Source organism: Rathayibacter sp. AY1D2, from assembly GCF_002932695.1.
In the GTDB taxonomy this organism is placed as follows: domain Bacteria; phylum Actinomycetota; class Actinomycetes; order Actinomycetales; family Microbacteriaceae; genus Rathayibacter.
In genome coordinates this window covers 1-18,776 of sequence record NZ_PSVX01000008.1, presented here as the reverse complement: position 1 = coordinate 18,776, position 18,776 = coordinate 1, and the positions used below count along the sequence as shown (strand labels likewise).

Sequence of the window (18,776 nt, the reverse complement as noted above, 5' to 3'; positions counted from 1 at the left end):
TGCGTTGTTACCCTTCGGTTAAGAATTCCCTCATGATTTGACCGGCCCATCCCCGTGTGCTTCTCTGACGGCATGGTCACAGCCCCGCAAGACGAGCGCGCCGCCGCTCCCGCCGGTGAACCCCTCGTCGTCCTCTCCGGGGTGCAGAAGCACTACGGCGACTTCCAGGCTCTGAAGGACATCGATCTGACGGTGCACCGGGGCGAGGTCGTCGTGGTCCTCGGTCCCTCCGGATCCGGCAAGTCGACGCTCTGCCGCACGGTCAACCGGCTCGAGACGATCTCGGGCGGCACCATCACCATCGACGGGCAGAAGCTCCCGGAGGAGGGCAAGGGCCTCGCCGCGCTCCGCGCCGACGTCGGGATGGTCTTCCAGTCGTTCAACCTCTTCGCGCACAAGACGATCCTCGAGAACGTCACCCTCGGCCCGATCAAGGTCCGCGGGCTCTCCCGCAAGGACGCGGAGGCGCAGGCTACGGCGCTGCTCGACCGGGTCGGCGTCGGCCACCAGGCCGCCAAGACCCCGGCCCAGCTCTCCGGCGGGCAGCAGCAGCGCGTCGCGATCGCGCGGGCGCTGGCGATGAAGCCCAAGGTAATGCTCTTCGACGAGCCGACCTCGGCGCTCGATCCCGAGATGATCAACGAGGTCCTGGACGTGATGGTCGGGCTCGCCAAGGACGGGATGACGATGATCGTCGTCACCCACGAGATGGGATTCGCCCGGAAGGCCGCCGACCGCGTCGTGTTCATGGCCGACGGCGAGATCCTCGAGGACACCGACCCGGAGTCGTTCTTCACCGCGCCCCGCACCGACCGGGCCAAGGACTTCCTCTCCAAGCTCATCACGCACTAGAAGCGCGATCAGCAGCCACCAGGCAGGTCGGACCCGTGACCCGGGAGCCGACCCGACATCGCCCGCTCCGGCGGGCCGAACCCCAGGAAGGACGATCATGCGCACCAGGCTCATGTTCATGACCGCGGGACTCGCAGCAGCGACCCTCGCCCTCGCAGGCTGCTCCGGCGACTCCGGAACCGCCGGCGGCGGCGCCGGTGGAGGCTCCGAGGGAGGGACCTCCGCGTACGAGGTCGCCTCCGACGTCACTCTCGAGGGCAGCCCGACCTTCGACGCGATGACCGCGGACGGCAAGGTCGTCATCGGCGTCAAGGAGGACCAGCCCGGGCTGGGCTACCTCGACGCGGCGACCGGCGAGCGCTCCGGCTTCGACATCGAGATCGCGAAGTGGACCGCGGCCTCGCTCGGCTTCGCGGCCGACGCCATCGAGTTCAAGGCGATCCCGTCGGCCAACCGCGAGGCGTCGATCGTGAACGGCGACATCGACTACTACGTCGGCACCTACTCGATCACCGACAAGCGCAAGGAGCAGGTCGGCTTCGCCGGACCCTACTTCGAGACCGGCCAGCAGCTGCTCGTCGCGGCCGACAACGACACGATCACCGGACCGGACGACCTCACCGCCGACACCACCGTGTGCTCGGCCACCGGCTCCACCCCGATCCAGAACATCCGCACCAACTACCCCGAGGTGAAGACCGAGGAGTTCGACACGTACTCGCAGTGCGTGGACGCCCTCTCCGACGGCACCGTCGACGCCGTCACCACCGACGGCGCGATCCTGATCGGCTACGCCGCTCAGAAGCCCGACGAGCTCAAGGTCGTCGGAGAGCCCTTCAGCACCGAGCTCTACGGCATCGGCCTGCCGAAGGACGACGACGCCCTGCGCCACTTCGTCAACGGCATGCTGACCGACGGCGGCGAGACCTGGAGCGCCATCTACGACGAGACGCTCGGCCAGTCCGGCACGACCGTCACCCAGCCGGCGGTGAACGACTACTAGGAGGCGCCCCGGGCGGCCCGACCGCCGCCCGGGGGTCCCCTCTCCTCGACCACCACCACCGCTCCGACAGAAGGGCCAGCCGCATGGATGTCCTGTTGAACAACCTCGACGTCTACGTCCCGGCCTTCGGCAACACCCTGATCCTCTTCAGCGTCTCGCTCGTGTTCGCCCTGCTGATCGGCACGGTGGTCGGCGCGATGCGCGTCTCGCCCGTCCCGATCGCCCGCGCGGTCGGCACGGTGTACGTGAACACCATCCGGAACACCCCGCTCACGCTGGTGATGTTCTTCTTCGCCTTCGGCTACCCCAAGCTCGACCTGCCGCAGGTGGACTACACGAACCTGGCGATCTGCGCCCTCAGCCTCTACACCGCGACCTACGTCGCGGAGGTGCTGCGGTCGGGCATCAACACCGTGCCGATCGGCCAGGCCGAGGCGGCCCGCGCGATCGGCCTCGACTTCGGCCTCACGATGACGCAGGTCGTCCTGCCCCAGGCCTTCCGCTCCGTGATCCCGCCGCTCATGAGCGTCCTGATCGCGCTGCTGAAGAACACCACCGTCGCCGCCGGCTTCTCGGTCGCGGAGGCGGGCACCATCGTCCGCGTGCTCAACGAGCGCGGCGAGAACAGCCTCATCGTCGTCCTCTGGGTGGCCCTGGTCTTCGTGGTCCTGGTCACCCTGCTCTCGCTCGTCCAACGTCAGCTCGAGAAGAAGTGGAGGGTCGCCCGATGAGCTCCGTCCTCTTCGACAACCCCGGCCCCCGGGCCGTCGTGCGCAACCGCGTCATCGGGGTCGTCGTCGTCCTGCTGATCGCGGCCTTCCTCGGCTTCGTGGTCTGGCGCTTCGCGGAGTCCGGCCAGTTCGACGCCTCCAAGTGGCGCGCGTTCGGCTACCCGCTGGTCTGGCAGAGCATCGGCGGCGCCCTCGGCCGCACGCTCGCGGCCTTCGCCACGGCGGGCGTCGCCAGCCTCGTCCTCGGCCTCCTCCTGGCGATCGGCCGGCTCTCGGACCGGCGCTGGATCAACGTCCCCGTCACGCTCTTCATCGAGCTGTTCCGGGCGATCCCCGTCCTGATCCTGATGATGCTGATGTACTACGGCCTGCCGTTCGCGGGCCTCAAGCTCAGCCCCTACCTCGCCGTCGTCATCGCCCTGACCCTCTACAACGGCTCCGTCTTCTCCGAGATCTTCCGCGCCGGCATCGAAGCCCTCCCGCGAGGACAGAAGGAGGCGGGCTACGCGATCGGCCTGCGCAAGTCCGGCGTGATGCGGCTCATCCTGTTCCCCCAGGCGATCCGCTCGATGCTGCCCGTGATCATCGCCCAGCTCGTCGTCGCCCTCAAGGACACGGCGCTCGGCTCGATCATCACCTACAACGAGCTGCTGTACTACGCGCGCTACCTGGGCAACCAGTCGAGCCTCGACAGCCCGATCATCCCGGCGGCGATCGTCATCGGAGCGATCTACATCGGCATCTGCCTCCTCCTCTCGGGGCTGGCGAAGTGGATCGAGATCCGCACCAAGAGCGGCGGACGCGGCGGCCGCACCATCGGCGGCCACCCCGCAGCCCGCGCGCAGACGGACACGCAGCTGATCGCTGTGCAGGACTGAATTGTGAGGATCGCCCGAGGGCGATCCTCACCGCGGTCGGCTTCCTGACGGGGTCGGGTTCCGCAGAGCGTCCTGCGTCCGGCTACGGAGAATCGCTGACACGCGATTCTCCTGTTCGCCTCGAGGGTCCGGCGATCGCTCAGAGCATCGAGCGGTGGTGCTCCGCTCCGGCGTCGTCGACGCGGAGGCGGTGGTGATCGGGGAGTCGCGATCGGTCCGGGCGTCTTCCCGTCCGGCGGCGCCCAGCTTCCTGCCGGTCGAGCAGCCTCCGACCCCGGCGTAGCGAGAACCCGCCCCTGCTGGTCGAGCAACGCCGGTGGCGGGGCTTCGAGAGCCGTCGGCGCAGACGGGGGCCTGGCCGCGGGCGAGCGCGACGAGCACCGCGCGCGGGCGGCGGGAGGGGGCGGAGGCCCTCGCCTACACTGGGGGATCGTGTCAGACAGCAACCCGATCACCGACGAGGCCGTCTTCGCGGCGGTCGCCGACGCCCTCGCCGCCATCGGCGCGGCGGGCGACTCCGCCGCTCTGAAGTCCGCCCGAGCCGCCCACCTCGGCGAGGGGTCCGCCCTCGCCCGCCTCAACGCGCAGATGCGCTCCGTCCCGCCTGAGCACAAGGCGGCGTCCGGCAAGCTCGTCGGCGGTGCCCGCAAGCAGGTGGGCGACGCCTACGCCGCCCGCGAGGCCGAGCTCGTCGAGGCCGAGGACGCGGCCGCGCTCGAGGCCGAGCGCGTGGACGTCACCGCCGGTGCCAGCTTCGTGCGCCGCGGCGCCCGCCACCCCCTCTCTCTGCTCCAGGAGTCGATCGCCGACGTGTTCGTCGGGATGGGCTGGGAGATCGCGGAGGGGCCGGAGCTCGAGAACGAGTGGTTCAACTTCGACGCCCTGAACTTCGACGAGGACCACCCGGCCCGCGCCATGCAGGACACCTTCTTCGTCGACCCCGTCGACTCGCACCTGGTGCTGCGAACGCACACCTCGCCGGTGCAGATCCGCTCGATGCTCGAGCGCCCGCTGCCGCTGTACGTGATCGCTCCGGGCCGGGTGTACCGCACCGACGAGCTCGACGCGACGCACACGCCCGTGTTCACGCAGTTCGAGGGCCTCGCCGTCGACCGCGGCCTGACCATGGCGCACCTGCGCGGCACCCTCGAGCACGTCGCGCGGATCCTCTTCGGCGACGACGCGCGCATCCGCCTGCGGCCGAACTACTTCCCCTTCACCGAGCCCAGCGCCGAGCTGGACGTCTGGCACCCGACCTTCGTCGGTGGTGCCCGCTGGATCGAGTGGGGCGGCTGCGGCATGGTCAATCCGAACGTGCTGCGCGCGGCCGGGATCGACCCGGAGGAGTACTCCGGGTTCGCCTTCGGCATGGGGATCGAGCGGACCCTGATGTTCCGCAACGACGTGAAGGACATGCGCGACATGGTCGAGGGCGACGTCCGCTTCAGCGAGCAGTACGGGATGGTGATCTGATGCGCATCCCGCTGAGCTGGCTGGGGGAGTACGTGGACCTCGAGCAGGACGTCACGACGGAGTCCGTGCACGCGGCCCTGGTGTCGGTCGGCCTGGAGGAGGAGGACGTCCACCGGTTCGAGGTGACCGGGCCCGTCGTCGTCGGCGAGGTGCTCGACCTCGCTCCGGAGCCGCAGAAGAACGGCAAGACCATCAACTGGTGCCACGTCCGCGTGGCCCCGGAGGGCGGGCGGGCCGCCGACGGCGGAGAGGACGTCCGCGGCATCGTCTGCGGAGCCCACAACTTCGCGGCCGGCGACAAGGTCGTCGTGTCCCTGCCGGGTGCGGTCCTGCCCGGGCCGTTCCCGATCTCCGCGCGGAAGACCTACGGGCACGTGTCCGACGGGATGATCGCCTCGAGCCGCGAGCTCGGCCTCGGGGACGACCACGAGGGCATCCTCCGCCTCGCCTCGCTCGGGCTCGACCCGGAGCCGGGCACGGACGCCGTCGCGCTCCTCGGTCTCGACGACGCCGCGGTCGAGGTCAACGTGACGCCCGACCGCGGCTACGCCTTCTCGATCCGCGGCATCGCCCGCGAGTACGCCCACGCCACCGGAGCCGCCTTCCGCGACCCCGCTCGGGCGCTCCCTCCGCACGAGCGCACGGAGACGGCCCCCGTCTTCCCCGTGTCCGTGGCCGACGAGGCGCCGATCCGCGGCCGTGTCGGCGCCTCCGTGTTCGTCACGCGCGTCGTCCGGGGCGTCGACGTCTCACGACCGACGCCGCCGTGGATGCTCGCGCGACTGCGACTGGCCGGCGTCCGCTCGATCTCGCTCGTCGTGGACATCACCAACTACGTGATGTTCGAGCTGGGCCAGCCGTTGCACGGCTACGATCTGGCGACCCTGCAGGGCGGCATCGTGGTGCGCCGCGCCGCACCGGGGGAGACCCTCGAGACGCTCGACGGCCAGACCCGGCGCCTGCACGCGGAGGACCTCGTCATCGCCGACGACGGCGGGGCGATCGGCCTCGCCGGAGTGATGGGGGGCGCGCGCACCGAGATCTCGGACGCCACGTCCGACGTCCTGCTCGAGGCGGCGAACTTCGACCCGGTCTCGATCGCCCGGACGGCTCGCCGGCACAAGCTGCCGAGCGAGGCGTCGCGGCGCTTCGAGCGCGGCGTCGACCCCGAGGTGGCCTCGGTCGCCGCGGCCCGCGCGGTGCAGCTGCTGGTGGAGCTCGCCGGCGGCACGGCGGACGAGCTCGGCTCGGTCCTGGCCGACCCGCGCACGGCGGAGCCGGTCGAGCTGCCGGACGGCTACGTCGCAGGCCTCATCGGGGTGGAGTACACCCCGGCGGAGATCCGCGGCGCGCTCGTCGAGATCGGCGCTTCCGTCGAGGCCGGCGGAGCGGGCCTGCTGGTGACTCCGCCGAGCTGGCGCCCGGACCTCGTCGACCGCGCCTCGCTCGCGGAGGAGGTCGCCCGCATCACCGGGTACGACCGCATCCCGGCGATCCTGCCCGTCGCGCCTCCCGGCCGCGGTCTGACCCCGGGCCAGAGGCTGCGCCGCACCCTCGCCCAGGCGCTCGCCGCCGCGGGTCTGACCGAGGTGCTCTCGTACCCGTTCCTCTCGCGCTCGATCAACGACCGGCTCGGCTCGGTCGACGGGGAGCCGCAGGAGCAGATCACGCTCGCGAACCCGCTCGACGCGACCGCGGGCCAGCTGCGGATCTCGCTGCTGCCGGGTCTCGTGCAGGTCGCGGCCCGCAACCGCTCGCGCGGCCTGACGGATCTCGCGGTCTACGAGCTCGGCTCCGTCTTCCTCCCGGCCGCCGGCGGCCCGTTCGGCTCCGGGGCGCTCCCTGCGGGCGGGGCGCGGCCGTCCGCGGAGGTCGAGGCCGAGCTGAACGCGGGCATCCCACCGCAGCCGCGGCACCTCGCGGCGCTGCTCACGGGTGCCGCCGTCGTGCGCCAGCCCGGTGTCGCCGGCCGTGACGTCGACTGGCGCGACGCCCTCGACGTGGTCCGCGAGGTCTCCGCGGCGACCGGCACCGAGCTGGTGCTGCGCCAGGGGGCCCACGCCGCGCTGCACCCGGGCCGCACCGCCGAGGTCGTTCTCGACGGCGCGGTCATCGGGCACGCGGGGGAGCTGCTCCCGGCGCTCGCCGAGGAGCTCGACCTGCCGCGCCGCGTCGCCGTGGTCGAGCTCGACCTGGAGCCGCTGCTCGCGCGGGCCGGGAGGGTCGTCGTGGCCCGCCCGGTGGGCGCGCTGCCCGCCGCGACCCAGGACCTCTCGCTCGTCGTGCCGGTCGGCACCGCGGCGGCTGACGTGCGTGCCGCCGTCGCCGAGGGGGCGGGCGAGCTGCTCGAGGCGATCCGCCTGGTCGACGACTACCGCGGCACCGGGCTCGCCGAGGGGACGAAGTCGCTGACCTTCGCGCTGCGCTTCCGCGCGCCGGACCGCACGCTCACCGCGGCCGAGGCGACGGCCGCGAAAGAGAACGGCGTGGCCGTGGCGGCGGAGCGCTTCGGCGCCCGACTCCGCGAGTGAGGCCGGGGGTCCCGTCCGGTTCGGCCGGGCGGGGCCCCGCACCCGCACCGGCTAGGCTCTCGGGCATGACTTTCTCCGTGGCGGTGGCCGGTGCGAGCGGCTACGCGGGCGGCGAGCTGCTGCGACTGCTCGCCGACCACCCCGAGTTCGAGGTGCGCACGGTGACGGCGCACGCCAACGCGGGTCAGCCCCTCGTCGCCGTGCACCCGCACCTCCGCTCGCTCCGCGACCTCGTCCTCGTCGACACGACGACCGGGAACCTCGCCGGGCACGACGTCGTCTTCCTCGCCCTCCCGCACGGGAAGTCGGGCGAGATCACCGCGACCCTCCCCGAGGACGTCCTCGTCGTCGACTGCGGCGCCGACCACCGGTTGACCGACCCGCAGGACTGGGCCGACTTCTACGGGGGCGACTTCGCCGGGGCCTGGCCCTACGGGCTCCCGGAGCTGCTGATCGGCGGCGGCGGACGCAAGCAGCGCGAGGCGCTCGCCGGAGTGCGGCGCATCGCCGTCCCCGGCTGCAACGTCACGGCGATCACGCTCGGCCTGGCCCCCGGCCTGCACGCCGGAGTGATCGAGTCGTCGGACCTCGTCGCGGTCCTCGCCGTCGGCCCCTCGGGTGCGGGCAAGAGCCTGCGGACCGACCTCCTCGCCAGCGAGCTCCTCGGCTCCGCGCACGCCTACGGCCTCGGCGGAGCGCACCGCCACAATCCCGAGATCCGGCAGAACCTCCTGCTCGCCGGAGCCGGATCCGTCTCGATCTCGTTCACCCCGGTCCTCGTGCCGATGTCCCGGGGCATCCTGGCGACCTCGACCGCGCGCCTCGCCCCCGGCGTCTCCGCGCAGGACGTGCGCGCCGCGTGGGAGACCGCCTACGGCGACGAGACCTTCGTCCAGCTGCTTCCGGAGGGCTCCTTCCCCCGGACGGCCGACGTGGTAGGGGCGAACACCGCTCTGATCGGACTCGCCGTGGACGAGCGGGCCCGCCGCGTCGTGGTCGTCTCGGCCATCGACAACCTCGTCAAGGGCACCGCGGGCGCAGCCGTCCAGTCCACCAACATCGCCCTGGGACTCCCGGAGTCCCTCGGCCTGAGCGTGAACGGAGTCGCGCCGTGAGCGTCACCGCAGCAGCAGGGTTCCGGGCGGCCGGAGTCGTCGCCGGGCTGAAGTCGACCGGAGCGCGCGACGTCGCGCTCGTGCAGAACCTCGGCCCGCTGCAGAGCGCCGCCGCGGTCTTCACGAGCAACCGCTGCAAGGCGAACCCCGTCCTCTGGAGCGAGCAGGTGATGCGCGACGGCGTCGTCTCGGCGATCGTCCTCAACTCCGGCGGCGCCAACTGCTACACGGGTGCTCAGGGCTTCCAGGTCACCCACCGCACCGCGGAGCTCGTGGGCGAGAGCCTCGAGGTGTCCGCCGGCGACGTGCTGGTGTGCTCCACCGGGCTGATCGGCGACCAGCTCGACCTCGCGAAGCTCACCACCGGCGTGACCGGCGCCTCCGCCGAGCTCGCCGGGGGACCCGAGGCGGGCGAGGCGGCCGCCCGCGCGATCATGACCACCGACACGGTCCCGAAGCAGGCGGTGGTCCGCTCCGAGCAGGGCTGGAGCATCGGCGGCATGGCCAAGGGCGCCGGGATGCTCGCGCCGGGTCTGGCGACGATGCTGGTCGTGATCACGACCGACGCGGCCCTCGAGTCCGCCGCTCTCGACACCGCCCTGCGTGCCGCGACCCGCGTCACCTTCGACCGCCTCGACTCGGACGGCTGCATGTCGACGAACGACACCGTCGCACTGCTCGCGAGCGGCGCCAGCGGCGTCGAGGCCGACGCCGACGAGTTCACCGCGGCCCTGACCGCGGTCTGCCGCGACCTCACCCTGCAGCTGCAGGCCGACGCGGAGGGCGCCGCCCACGACGTCGCGATCCGCGTGCTGAACGCCGCGACCGAGGACGAGGCCGTGGTCGTCGCCCGCGCCGTCTCCCGCAGCAACCTGTTCAAGGCCGCGATCTTCGGCAAGGATCCCAACTGGGGCCGCGTCCTCGCCGCCGTGGGCACGACCGATGCGCAGTTCGACCCGTACGGCATCGACGTCGCGATGAACGGGGTGCAGGTCTGCCTCGCGGGCGAGCCGCACGAGAGCCGCGACCTCGTCGACCTCGCCCCTCGGGAGGTCGCCGTCGACATCGACCTGCACGCCGGCGACGCGACGGCCACGATCTGGACCAACGACCTCACGCACGACTACGTGCACGAGAACTCCGCGTACTCGAGCTGAGGCGGCCATGAGCGACGACACCACTCTCTCGGCCGAGAGCCGCGCCGAGCGCGACGCCGCGCCCGGGAAGGCCGCGACGCTCATCGAGTCGCTGCCCTGGCTGCAGAGCTTCCACGGGCGCACGATGGTGATCAAGTTCGGCGGCAACGCGATGGTGTCGGAGGAGCTGCAGCGCTCCTTCGCCCAGGACATGGTCTACCTGCGCTACGCCGGGATCCGCCCCGTGGTCGTCCACGGCGGCGGGCCCCAGATCTCGCGGATGCTCGACCGGCTCGGGATCGAGAGCGAGTTCCGGGGCGGTTACCGGGTCACGAGCCCCGAGGCGATGGAGGTGGTGCGGATGGTGCTCACCGGCAGCATCAGCCGCGACATCGTCCGCCGGATCAACGAGCACGGCCCCCTCGCCGCCGGCATCTCCGGTGAGGACGCGGGCCTCTTCGTCGGCCGCCGCCGCGGTGTCGTGATCGACGGCGAGGAGCACGACCTCGGACTCGTCGGAGACGTGATCGCTGTGGACCCCGCCGCCGTCCTCGCTCAGCTCGAGGCCGGCCGGATCCCGGTCGTGTCCTCGATCGCCCCCGATTCGGACGACCCCACGCAATCGCTGAACGTCAACGCCGACGCCGCCGCCGCCGCGCTGGCCGTCGCGCTCGGCGCCGAGAAGCTCGTCGTCCTCACCGACGTGGCCGGCCTCTACTCCGACTGGCCCGACCGCGCGTCGCTCGTCTCGCACATCCGCTCGGACGACCTCGCGGCTCTGCTGCCCTCGCTCGAATCGGGCATGATCCCCAAGATGACCGCCTGCCTCGACGCCGTGCGCGGGGGAGTGCCCAAGGCCGCCATCATCGACGGCCGCATCCCGCACTCGATCCTGCTCGAGGTGTTCACCTCGGAGGGCATCGGCACCGAGGTCGTCGCCTCGCTCGACCCCCGCGACCGGGAGCGAATGTCGGGCCGCTGATCCTCAGCGGCCCCGGCTCCGAGCGCCCGTCCCGTCCGGGACGCGCGCACCGTCGGCCCTCGCGGCCGGACCGCTCCGATCGAAAGGCCACCATGTCCACCCCCACGACCGCGTCCCGCACCGGCTCGGCGCGCGACCGCTACTCCGCCGCGATGATGCAGACCTTCGCGCCGCCGCTCGCCGTGCTCGAGCGCGGCGAGGGCTGCCGGGTCTGGGACGTCGACGGGCGGGAGTACCTCGACTTCCTCGGCGGCATCGCCGTCAACTCGCTCGGCCATGCGCATCCCGTGTTCGTCGAGGCCGTGACGCGCCAGGCCGGTGCGCTCGCCCACGTCTCCAACTACTTCGCGACCGCCCCGCAGATCGAGCTCGCCGAGACCCTGCGCCGCCTCACCGGGGCCGGGGAGACGGGCCGCGTCTACTTCGCCAACTCGGGCACCGAGGCCAACGAGGCGGCCTTCAAGCTGGCGCGGCTGAACGCGGCCGGCGGCCGGCACCGCGTCCTGGCGCTGCAGAACGCGTTCCACGGGCGGACGATGGGCGCGCTCGCTCTGACCGGCAAGGCGGCCATGCGTGCGCCGTTCGAGCCGATGCCGGGAGGGGTCGAGCACCTCGAGGCGAGCATCGAGGCCCTCGAGGCGGCTCTCGACGAGTCCGTCGCCGCGCTGATCGTCGAGCCCATCCAGGGGGAGGCGGGCGTCATCCCGCTGCCGGCCGGCTACCTCGAGCGCGCGCGGGAGCTGACCCGCGAGCACGGCGCGCTGCTCATCGTCGACGAGATCCAGACCGGGGTCGGGCGGACCGGACGCTGGTTCGCCTACCAGGAGGCGGGAATCCTGCCCGACGCCGTCACCCTGGCCAAGGGGCTCGGCGGAGGCTTCCCCGTCGGAGCGCTGGTGACCTTCGGCGAGGCGTCCGACCTCCTGCAGAAGGGCCACCACGGCAGCACCTTCGGCGGCAATCCGCTCGCGACCGCCGTGGCCGGAGCCGTGCTCGCCGAGATCGAGCGCGCCGACCTTCTCGGCAACGCGCGGGAGCGCGGGGCGCAGATCGTCGACGCGCTGACCGCTCTCGACTCGCCCCTGATCGGAGGGGTCCGCGGCGCGGGCCTCCTCCTGGGCATCGCCCTGACCCGGCCGGTCGCCGCCGAGCTCGCCGCCGCCTGCCTCGACGCCGGCCTGATCGTGAACGCGGCGAACGACTCGAGCATCCGGCTCGCGCCTCCGCTCGTGGTGACCGCCGCCGACGTCGCCGAGTTCGCCGAGCGCTTCGGCCGCGCACTGCAGACCCTCTGACCCCGTACCTCCACCGAAAGCGACCAGCACCGTGACCCGCCACTTCCTCCGCGACGACGACATCACTCCCGCCGAGCAGGCCGAGATCCTCGACCTCGCCCTCGAGCTCAAGCGCGACCGCTTCTCCCGGAAGCCCCTCGCCGGGCCGCAGACCGTCGCCGTGATCTTCGACAAGTCCTCCACGCGCACCCGTGTCTCCTTCGCGGTCGGCATCGCCGATCTCGGCGGCAGCCCCCTGATCATCTCGACCGCGAGCAGCCAGCTCGGCGGCAAGGAGACCGCCTCCGACACGGCGCGGGTCCTGGAGCGCCAGGTCGCCGCCATCGTGTGGCGCACCTACGCGCAGTCGGGCCTGGAGGAGATGGCGCGCAGCACGCGCGTGCCGGTCGTCAACGCGCTCTCGGACGAGTTCCACCCGTGCCAGCTCCTCGCCGACCTGCTGACCATCCGCGAGCACCGCGGTCGCCTCGCGGGACTCACGCTCACGTTCTTCGGCGACGGAGCGAGCAACATGGCGCACTCGTACCTCCTGGCGGGGGCCACGGCCGGCATGCACGTCCGCATCGTCTCCCCGGAGTCGTACTCGCCGGACGCGGCGGTCCTGGCCGATGCGCAGCGCATCGCCGCGACCACCGGCGGATCGGCGATCACCACGACCGACCCCGACGAGGGCGCGGCCGGCTCCGACATCGTGATCACGGACACGTGGGTGTCGATGGGCAAGGAGGACGAGAAGGCGGCGCGCGTCGCGACCTTCGGCGCCTACCGGGTCGACGCCGCCACGATGGCCGCTGCCGCTCCCGACGCGCTGTTCCTGCACTGCCTGCCCGCGGACCGCGGCTACGAGGTGACCGCCGACGTGATCGACGGCCCGCAGAGCGTGATCTGGGACGAGGCGGAGAACCGCCTGCACGCGCAGAAGGCCCTGCTCGTGTGGCTCCTGGAGCGCGCCGGCACCGCCGACGCCGCTCAGTAGACTCGACAGCCGAACCCGAGGAGAACCATGACGGAACGACCCTCCGCCCGCGCGGGCGAGGCCGGAGCCCTGTGGGGCGGCCGCTTCGCCGGCGGCCCCTCGCCCGAGCTCGCCGCGCTCTCGAGGTCGACCCACTTCGACTGGCAGCTCGCCCCCTACGACCTCGCCGGCTCCCGCGCCCACGCCCGGGCGCTCGCCGGAGCGGGCTACCTCGACGACGCCGAGCTCACCGCGATGCTCGCGGCGCTCGACCGGCTCGAGGCTGCCGTCGCCGACGGGAGCTTCGCCGCCGACGAGTCGGACGAGGACGTGCACGGCGCCCTCGAGCGCGGCCTGATGCTCGAAGCCGGTCTCGAGCTCGGCGGCAAGCTCCGCGCGGGGCGCTCGCGCAACGACCAGATCGCCACCTTCGTCCGGATGTACCTCCGCGACCACGCGGCGCTCGTCTCGGAGCTGGTGGTGCAGCTCATCGACGCCCTCGCCGCGCAGGCGTCGGCGCACCCGACGGCGATCATGCCCGGGCGCACCCACCTCCAGCACGCTCAGCCCGTGCTCCTCGCGCACCATCTGCTCGCCCACGGCTGGGCGCTGCTGCGCGATCTGGAGCGCCTGCGGGACTGGGCCGTCCGGGCGGACGTCTCGCCCTACGGCTCGGGCGCCCTCGCCGGCTCGACCCTCGGCCTCGACGCCGAGGCGGTCGCCCGCGATCTCGGCTTCGCGTCGAGCGTGCCGAACTCGATCGACGGGACGGCCAGCCGCGACCTCGTCGCCGAGTTCGCCTTCGTCACCGCCATGATCGGGATCGACGTCTCGCGCATCGCGGAGGAGGTCATCCTCTGGAACACGCGGGAGTTCGCCTTCGTCACGCTCGACGACGGCTACTCGACCGGGTCCTCGATCATGCCGCAGAAGAAGAACCCCGACATCGCCGAGCTCGCCCGGGGGAAGTCCGGCCGGCTGATCGGCAACCTCACCGGGCTGCTCGCGACCCTCAAGGCGCTGCCGCTCGCCTACAACCGTGACCTGCAGGAGGACAAGGAGCCGGTCTTCGACTCGGTGACGACCCTCGAGGTCCTGCTGCCCGCGTTCAGCGGCATGATCGCGACCCTCACCTTCCACACCGACCGGATGGCGGAGCTCGCGCCCCAGGGCTTCTCCCTCGCGACCGACGTGGCCGAGTGGCTCGTGAAGAAGCACGTGCCCTTCCGGGACGCCCACGAGATCACCGGCGAGCTGGTCAAGCTGGCGGAGTCGCAGGGGAGGGGGCTCGAGGATCTCGACGACGCCGCGCTCGCCTCGGTGTCGCCGCTGCTCACGCCCGACGTGCGCTCCGTCCTCAGCATCGAGGGATCGGTGGCGAGCCGGGACGGTGTCGGCGGCACGGCTCCCGACCGCGTCTCGGAGCAGCTCGCCCGGCTGACCGAGCGCGTCCGGGTCGTGCGCGGATCCCTCCGGGGGGAGCGCCCGTGACCCTTCGAGGAGCGCCGGGCGACGACGGCCGTCCGCCGCTGCGCCCCTGGCAGCAGCGGACTCTGGTGCTCGTCGCCGCAGTCGTCATCGTCGCGGTGATCGTGATCACCCTCGTGTCGGGCCAGAGCTTCTTCTGAGCGCCGACCTCCCCGATCTCTCGCGCTCGGCCCTCGAGGTGGCACCGGAGCTGCTCGGCCGCGTCCTCCTGCACCGCACGCCGGAGGGCGTGGTCGGCGTCCGGCTGACCGAGGTCGAGGCGTACCTCGGAACCGGTGAGGATCCGGGCTCGCATGCGCACCGCGGACCGACACCCCGGACGGCTCCCATGTTCGGTCCGCCCGGGTCCGTGTACGCGTACTTCACCTACGGGATGCACACCTGTGTGAACATCGTCTGCTCCCCGGCGGGCACGGCGTCGGCGGTGCTGCTGCGCGCCGGCGAGGTCGTATCGGGGGAGGATCTCGCGATGATCCGGCGCGGACCCGTCCGCAGCCGGGATCTGGCCCGCGGACCCGCACGGCTGGCGAAGGCCCTCGGAGTCCGTCTCACCGAGTCGGGCGACCCGCTCGAGGCGGCGTTCGAGCTGCTGCCGGGGGAGAGGCCGTCCTCCGTGGCGGCGGGCCCGCGCACCGGAGTCTCGGGCCCGGGCGGCGGGGACGACTTCCCGTGGCGCTTCAGCATCCCGGGCGACCCCACCGTCTCGCCCTACCGGAGAGCAGTGCCCCGGCGGCGGCCCGGAGCTCAGCCCGCGAGGTAGAGCCGGGCGAGAACGCCGAGAGCCGCCGCCCAGGCGAGGCTCGCCAGCGTGCCGATGATGAACCGCTCGCGCGCTTCCGGGGAGGCGAGCTCGCTGAAGCGGCCGACGCCCTTGATCGCCACCACGACCGCGATCCCCTCGGGGAGACCGCTCATCAGCGCGCCGGCCGTCGCGATCCGCTCGAGGACCCCGATCGTCGTCCCCCCGCGCAGCACCTCGATCGGCTGGCCGATCGCCGAGGGCGCGCTCCCGGCGGCGGGGCGGGAGGTTCCGGCGACCATGATGCCGCCGTGGCTGCCGCTGCGGGAGTCGGCCGTCGCGAGCCGGAGGGTGAGCAGCACGACCGGCCCGCCGCCCGCGATCGCCAGCGCGAAGGCCAGCACCGCCACCAGGACGGAGTGGATCGGGGGCGCGGACGGTCCGGCGACCGCCGTGAGCAGGAAGGCGGCGGCCGCCGCCACGAGGGGGATCCAGGCGAGCTGCGGACGGCGAAGGCGCACGGCGAGCACCGCACCGGCGAGTCCGGCGAGCAGCACGAGCACCACGCCCGTCCACGAGGCGGACTGCAGCGCGGAGGCGAGGAGCAGGGCGGGGGATCCGGGGGGTGCCGTCATCGGGGTGTCCTCTCGTCGGTGGGGTCGAGCGTACGGTCGACCACTGTCAGCAGGCGCGCGAGCGCGTCACGGGCGGGAGCGTCGACCCGAGCACTCGCCGCGCGGACCCGGAGGCTGACCGCCTGCGGGCTGACGGCGAGGCGCTCGGCCGCATCCTTCTGGGAGAGGCCGCTCTCGAGCAGGTCGACGATCTGCCAGCCGGCCTCGGAGCGCGCGTCGCGCAGCAGGAGGAGCGGATCGATCAGCGCCTGGACGTCCGTCGGTGCCGGCGCCGCCGTTCCCGGTGCGTCCGGATCGAGGGAGAAGCGCGTCGGCCGGCCCTTCGCCGCCTCGACCGCCCGGCGCGCCGCGAAGTACGCCTCCCCGGTCGCCGCTCTCGTGGTCGCGGGGAGTGGCCGGTCGACGGGGCCGATCCCGAGGCCGATGCTCCAGTGGCCGGTCCGGTGCAGCTCGAGCACGAGCGCGACGACGGCATCGGCCCGGTCGAGCACGCACTGGAACTCGTCGCCCGCCGTCCGCTCCGGGGGCAGGACGAACGTCGCCCGACCGTCGTCGATCAGGCTCGCGATCGCCTGATCGACGCGGTCGTGGTCGTGCCTGCTGTCGCGCTGATCCGCGGTGATGACGAACATCGGACCTCCTCGATCAAGTATCGGCACTTGATCGCCCGGGATCAAGCCTGTGCGCTTGACTCCCGGATACCGGCTCCTTCCCGCCGCGGTAGCCTGGTCGGGTGATCGACCAGCACCTCCCCGGGTCCGCGACGAGCCCGCAGCTCGACCCCGCCTTCGACACCGTGTGGGACGAGCTGGTCTGGCGAGGCTCGGTGCACGTGTCGACCGATGCGGGAGCGTTGCGCGAGCTGCTGTCGGGGGAGCCGATCACCTACTACTGCGGGTTCGACCCGACCGCGCCCAGCCTCCACCTCGGGAACCTGGTGCAGCTGATCGTCATGCGCCGGCTCCAGCTGGCCGGGCATCGGCCGCTCGGGCTCGTCGGCGGCTCGACCGGGCTGATCGGGGATCCGCGTCCGACGGCCGAGCGGACGCTGAACTCGCGCGAGACGGTGACGGCGTGGGTCGAGCGCCTCCAGGCGCAGGTGTCCCGGTTCGTTCCCTCGGGCGGCGACAACGGGCTGCGCCTGGTCAACAACCTCGACTGGACCGCTCCGCTGTCGGCGATCGACTTCCTGCGGGAGATCGGGAAGCACTTCCGCGTGGGGACGATGCTCAAGAAGGACGCGGTCAGCGCCCGCCTCAACTCCGACGCGGGGATCAGCTACACCGAGTTCAGCTACCAGATCCTGCAGGGTCTCGACTACCTGGAGCTCTACCGACAGTACGGGTGCGTCCTGCAAACCGGCGGCAGCGACCAGTGGGGCAACCTGACGAGCGGGACCGACCTGATCCACCGCACGGAGGGCGTGTCGGTCCACGCGATCGGCACACCGCTGGTGATGAACTCCGACGGCACCAAGTTCGGCAAGAGCGAGGGCAACGCCGTCTGGCTCGACTCCGAGCTCACCAGCCCGTACGCGTTCTACCAGTTCTGGGTCAACACGGACGACCGCGACGTCGCCGACCGCCTGCGGATCTTCACCTTCCTGCCGCGCACGGAGATCGAGCGCCTGGAGAAGGCCGCCGCCGACGAGCCGTTCCGCCGGGAGGCGCAGCGCGCGCTCGCCTGGGAGGTCACGTCGCTGGTGCACGGAGCGGAGGCGACGCGGTCGGTGATCGACGCCTCGGCCGCGCTCTTCGGCAAGGGCTCGCTCGAGGGGATCGACCCGGTCATCCTCCGTGGCGCGCTCGAGGCGGTGCCCTCGATGGAGGCGACACCGGAGACGCCGGCGCTGCAGGCGTTCGTCGAGACCGGACTCGTCGCCAGCACGGGGGAGGCGCGGCGGGCTCTCGCCCAGGGCGGGCTCTCGGTGAACAACACCGCCCTCCCGTCCGAGACCGTCACGCTCGGCGAGCTCCCGTTGATCGACGGGATCGCCGTCCTCCGTCGCGGCAAGAAGAGCTTCGCCGGGGCCTTCGTCCGCTGACCGCGTGCCCGCTGTCCTCGAGCGGACGCGGGCGATGACGGCGTCGGCGGTCTCATCAGCTCGGTGTCCGGTAGCCGGTAGCCGGTAGCCGGTAGCCGGTAGCCGGTGTCCGGTGTCGGGTACCGAGTCGGACACTCAGCGACGCAGAGCCCTTGAATCGCGACACGCCCGGGACGCAGGCGATTTGCCGCTCGGCCGAGGCCCGACGTAATGTAACTCCTCGTCACCCCAAAGGAGCGGCAAGCGGGAGTCAGGCGCAGAGCGTCGAGACCAGCTGGCCCACCTCAAGCGGGGACCATCCCCTCGTTCCCAGGCCTGTTAGAGATTCGTCTCTTGAAGACTGCGGGATCGCGAGCGTAAGATGCAAAGCCTCCACGGGACACGGTCCCGGCTTCGTTGCAAGGCCTCACGGCCGAGCCCGGTGCAGCGGTGCGGTCCTCGATCGTGCAGCGAACACCACGGAGAAGCCGGACTTGACACGGCCTGCGGATGTGCTAAGTTAGTCGAGTTGCCACGGAGGCGATCGGGACTTCGGTTCTGACAAGCCTAACCGGTCTCGGCAAGCAAGACAAATCGAGTGGCTCACGCCCTCGTACATTAATCTTCGATCACTTTCGTTGTGAAGCACCGTTCTGGTGTGGAGGCGGGATGTGTCCGATTCTTGAGAACTCAACAGCGTGCACTATGTTCAATGCCAATTTTATACCCCGGCCTTGATCTTCGGATCGGGTTGGGATTCCTTTGGAAATTGATGTCAGCTTCCGGCTTCCGGGTCGGAGAGATGTCTTATTTGCTAGAGGTCAAACTTGACTCTCCTTCCCTTCGGGGTTGGGGGTCGTAATTTTTTTACGGAGAGTTTGATCCTGGCTCAGGACGAACGCTGGCGGCGTGCTTAACACATGCAAGTCGAACGATGAAG

General features: G+C 71.7%; 17 protein-coding genes and 1 rRNA gene. 16 read left to right on the top strand and 2 right to left on the bottom strand.

Features of this window, described 5'->3' with window-relative positions; all coding sequences use genetic code 11:
• Window positions 1-72: 72 nt before the first annotated feature.
• From C5D04_RS03240 to C5D04_RS03180, 14 genes are all read left to right on the top strand, one after another.
• Entirely contained in the window at window positions 73-852 is a 780-nt protein-coding gene (locus C5D04_RS03240) for an amino acid ABC transporter ATP-binding protein (RefSeq protein WP_104224489.1), read from the top strand.
• A gap of 97 nt (window positions 853-949) precedes the next feature.
• On the top strand, window positions 950-1,855 hold the full coding sequence (locus tag C5D04_RS03235) for a glutamate ABC transporter substrate-binding protein (protein WP_159913628.1): 906 nt from the start codon (window positions 950-952) through the stop codon (window positions 1,853-1,855).
• An 83-nt stretch (window positions 1,856-1,938) separates the two neighbouring features.
• The gene (locus C5D04_RS03230; RefSeq protein WP_104224491.1) at window positions 1,939-2,586 is read left to right on the top strand and encodes an amino acid ABC transporter permease; all 648 of its coding nucleotides are present in this window, start codon (window positions 1,939-1,941) and stop codon (window positions 2,584-2,586) included.
• Window positions 2,583-3,464 carry an amino acid ABC transporter permease gene (locus tag C5D04_RS03225; RefSeq protein ID WP_104224492.1) on the top strand — a complete coding sequence of 294 codons (882 nt, stop codon included), beginning with the start codon at window positions 2,583-2,585 and terminating at the stop codon, window positions 3,462-3,464. Before C5D04_RS03230 ends, C5D04_RS03225 begins: the two co-directional genes overlap by 4 nt.
• Before the next feature lie 432 nt (window positions 3,465-3,896).
• Window positions 3,897-4,937, top strand: a complete 1,041-nt coding sequence (gene pheS, locus C5D04_RS03220; RefSeq protein WP_104292054.1) for a phenylalanine--tRNA ligase subunit alpha — start codon at window positions 3,897-3,899, stop codon at window positions 4,935-4,937.
• On the top strand, window positions 4,937-7,468 hold the full coding sequence (pheT, locus tag C5D04_RS03215) for a phenylalanine--tRNA ligase subunit beta (RefSeq protein WP_104292055.1): 2,532 nt from the start codon (window positions 4,937-4,939) through the stop codon (window positions 7,466-7,468). The genes pheS and pheT overlap by 1 nt, the downstream gene beginning before the upstream one ends.
• Window positions 7,469-7,533: 65 nt before the next feature.
• Window positions 7,534-8,583, top strand: coding sequence for an N-acetyl-gamma-glutamyl-phosphate reductase (gene argC / locus C5D04_RS03210; protein ID WP_104347227.1), 1,050 nt, complete (start codon window positions 7,534-7,536; stop codon window positions 8,581-8,583).
• Window positions 8,580-9,740 (top strand): bifunctional glutamate N-acetyltransferase/amino-acid acetyltransferase ArgJ, encoded by a 1,161-nt coding sequence (argJ, locus tag C5D04_RS03205; RefSeq protein WP_104292057.1) that lies wholly within the window; start codon window positions 8,580-8,582, stop codon window positions 9,738-9,740. The genes argC and argJ overlap by 4 nt, the downstream gene beginning before the upstream one ends.
• Before the next feature lie 7 nt (window positions 9,741-9,747).
• Window positions 9,748-10,701, top strand: coding sequence for an acetylglutamate kinase (gene argB / locus C5D04_RS03200; RefSeq protein ID WP_104292058.1), 954 nt, complete (start codon window positions 9,748-9,750; stop codon window positions 10,699-10,701).
• 92 nt (window positions 10,702-10,793) lie between these two features.
• Window positions 10,794-11,996: an acetylornithine transaminase gene (locus tag C5D04_RS03195; RefSeq protein ID WP_104267106.1), complete on the top strand. Its 1,203-nt coding sequence runs from the start codon at window positions 10,794-10,796 to the stop codon at window positions 11,994-11,996.
• Window positions 11,997-12,027: 31 nt separating this feature from the next.
• Entirely contained in the window at window positions 12,028-12,972 is a 945-nt protein-coding gene (gene argF / locus C5D04_RS03190) for an ornithine carbamoyltransferase (RefSeq protein WP_104226319.1), read from the top strand.
• A gap of 27 nt (window positions 12,973-12,999) precedes the next feature.
• Window positions 13,000-14,442 carry an argininosuccinate lyase gene (gene argH / locus C5D04_RS03185; RefSeq protein WP_104292060.1) on the top strand — a complete coding sequence of 481 codons (1,443 nt, stop codon included), beginning with the start codon at window positions 13,000-13,002 and terminating at the stop codon, window positions 14,440-14,442.
• The gene (locus C5D04_RS18110; protein ID WP_160034127.1) at window positions 14,439-14,579 is read left to right on the top strand and encodes a hypothetical protein; all 141 of its coding nucleotides are present in this window, start codon (window positions 14,439-14,441) and stop codon (window positions 14,577-14,579) included. The genes argH and C5D04_RS18110 overlap by 4 nt, the downstream gene beginning before the upstream one ends.
• Window positions 14,576-15,199: a DNA-3-methyladenine glycosylase gene (locus C5D04_RS03180; RefSeq protein ID WP_104255579.1), complete on the top strand. Its 624-nt coding sequence runs from the start codon at window positions 14,576-14,578 to the stop codon at window positions 15,197-15,199. The genes C5D04_RS18110 and C5D04_RS03180 overlap by 4 nt, the downstream gene beginning before the upstream one ends.
• On the opposite strand, the gene C5D04_RS03175 is transcribed toward C5D04_RS03180, so the two are convergent.
• Together C5D04_RS03175 and C5D04_RS03170 are read right to left on the bottom strand one after the other, a co-directional pair.
• Entirely contained in the window at window positions 15,184-15,813 is a 630-nt protein-coding gene (locus C5D04_RS03175; protein WP_258059401.1) for a hypothetical protein, read from the bottom strand. The two genes, C5D04_RS03180 and C5D04_RS03175, sit on opposite strands and share 16 nt — an antisense overlap.
• Window positions 15,810-16,445, bottom strand: a complete 636-nt coding sequence (locus tag C5D04_RS03170; protein WP_104292062.1) for a DNA-binding protein — start codon at window positions 16,443-16,445, stop codon at window positions 15,810-15,812. The genes C5D04_RS03175 and C5D04_RS03170 overlap by 4 nt, the downstream gene beginning before the upstream one ends.
• A 101-nt stretch (window positions 16,446-16,546) precedes the next feature.
• Here C5D04_RS03170 and tyrS point away from each other — a divergent pair, with 101 nt between their 5' ends.
• Both tyrS and C5D04_RS03160 read left to right on the top strand, forming a co-directional pair.
• The gene (gene tyrS, locus C5D04_RS03165) at window positions 16,547-17,857 is read left to right on the top strand and encodes a tyrosine--tRNA ligase (protein WP_104292063.1); all 1,311 of its coding nucleotides are present in this window, start codon (window positions 16,547-16,549) and stop codon (window positions 17,855-17,857) included.
• Window positions 17,858-18,702: 845 nt separating this feature from the next.
• A 16S ribosomal RNA gene (locus tag C5D04_RS03160) occupies window positions 18,703-18,776 on the top strand; the annotation flags it as partial.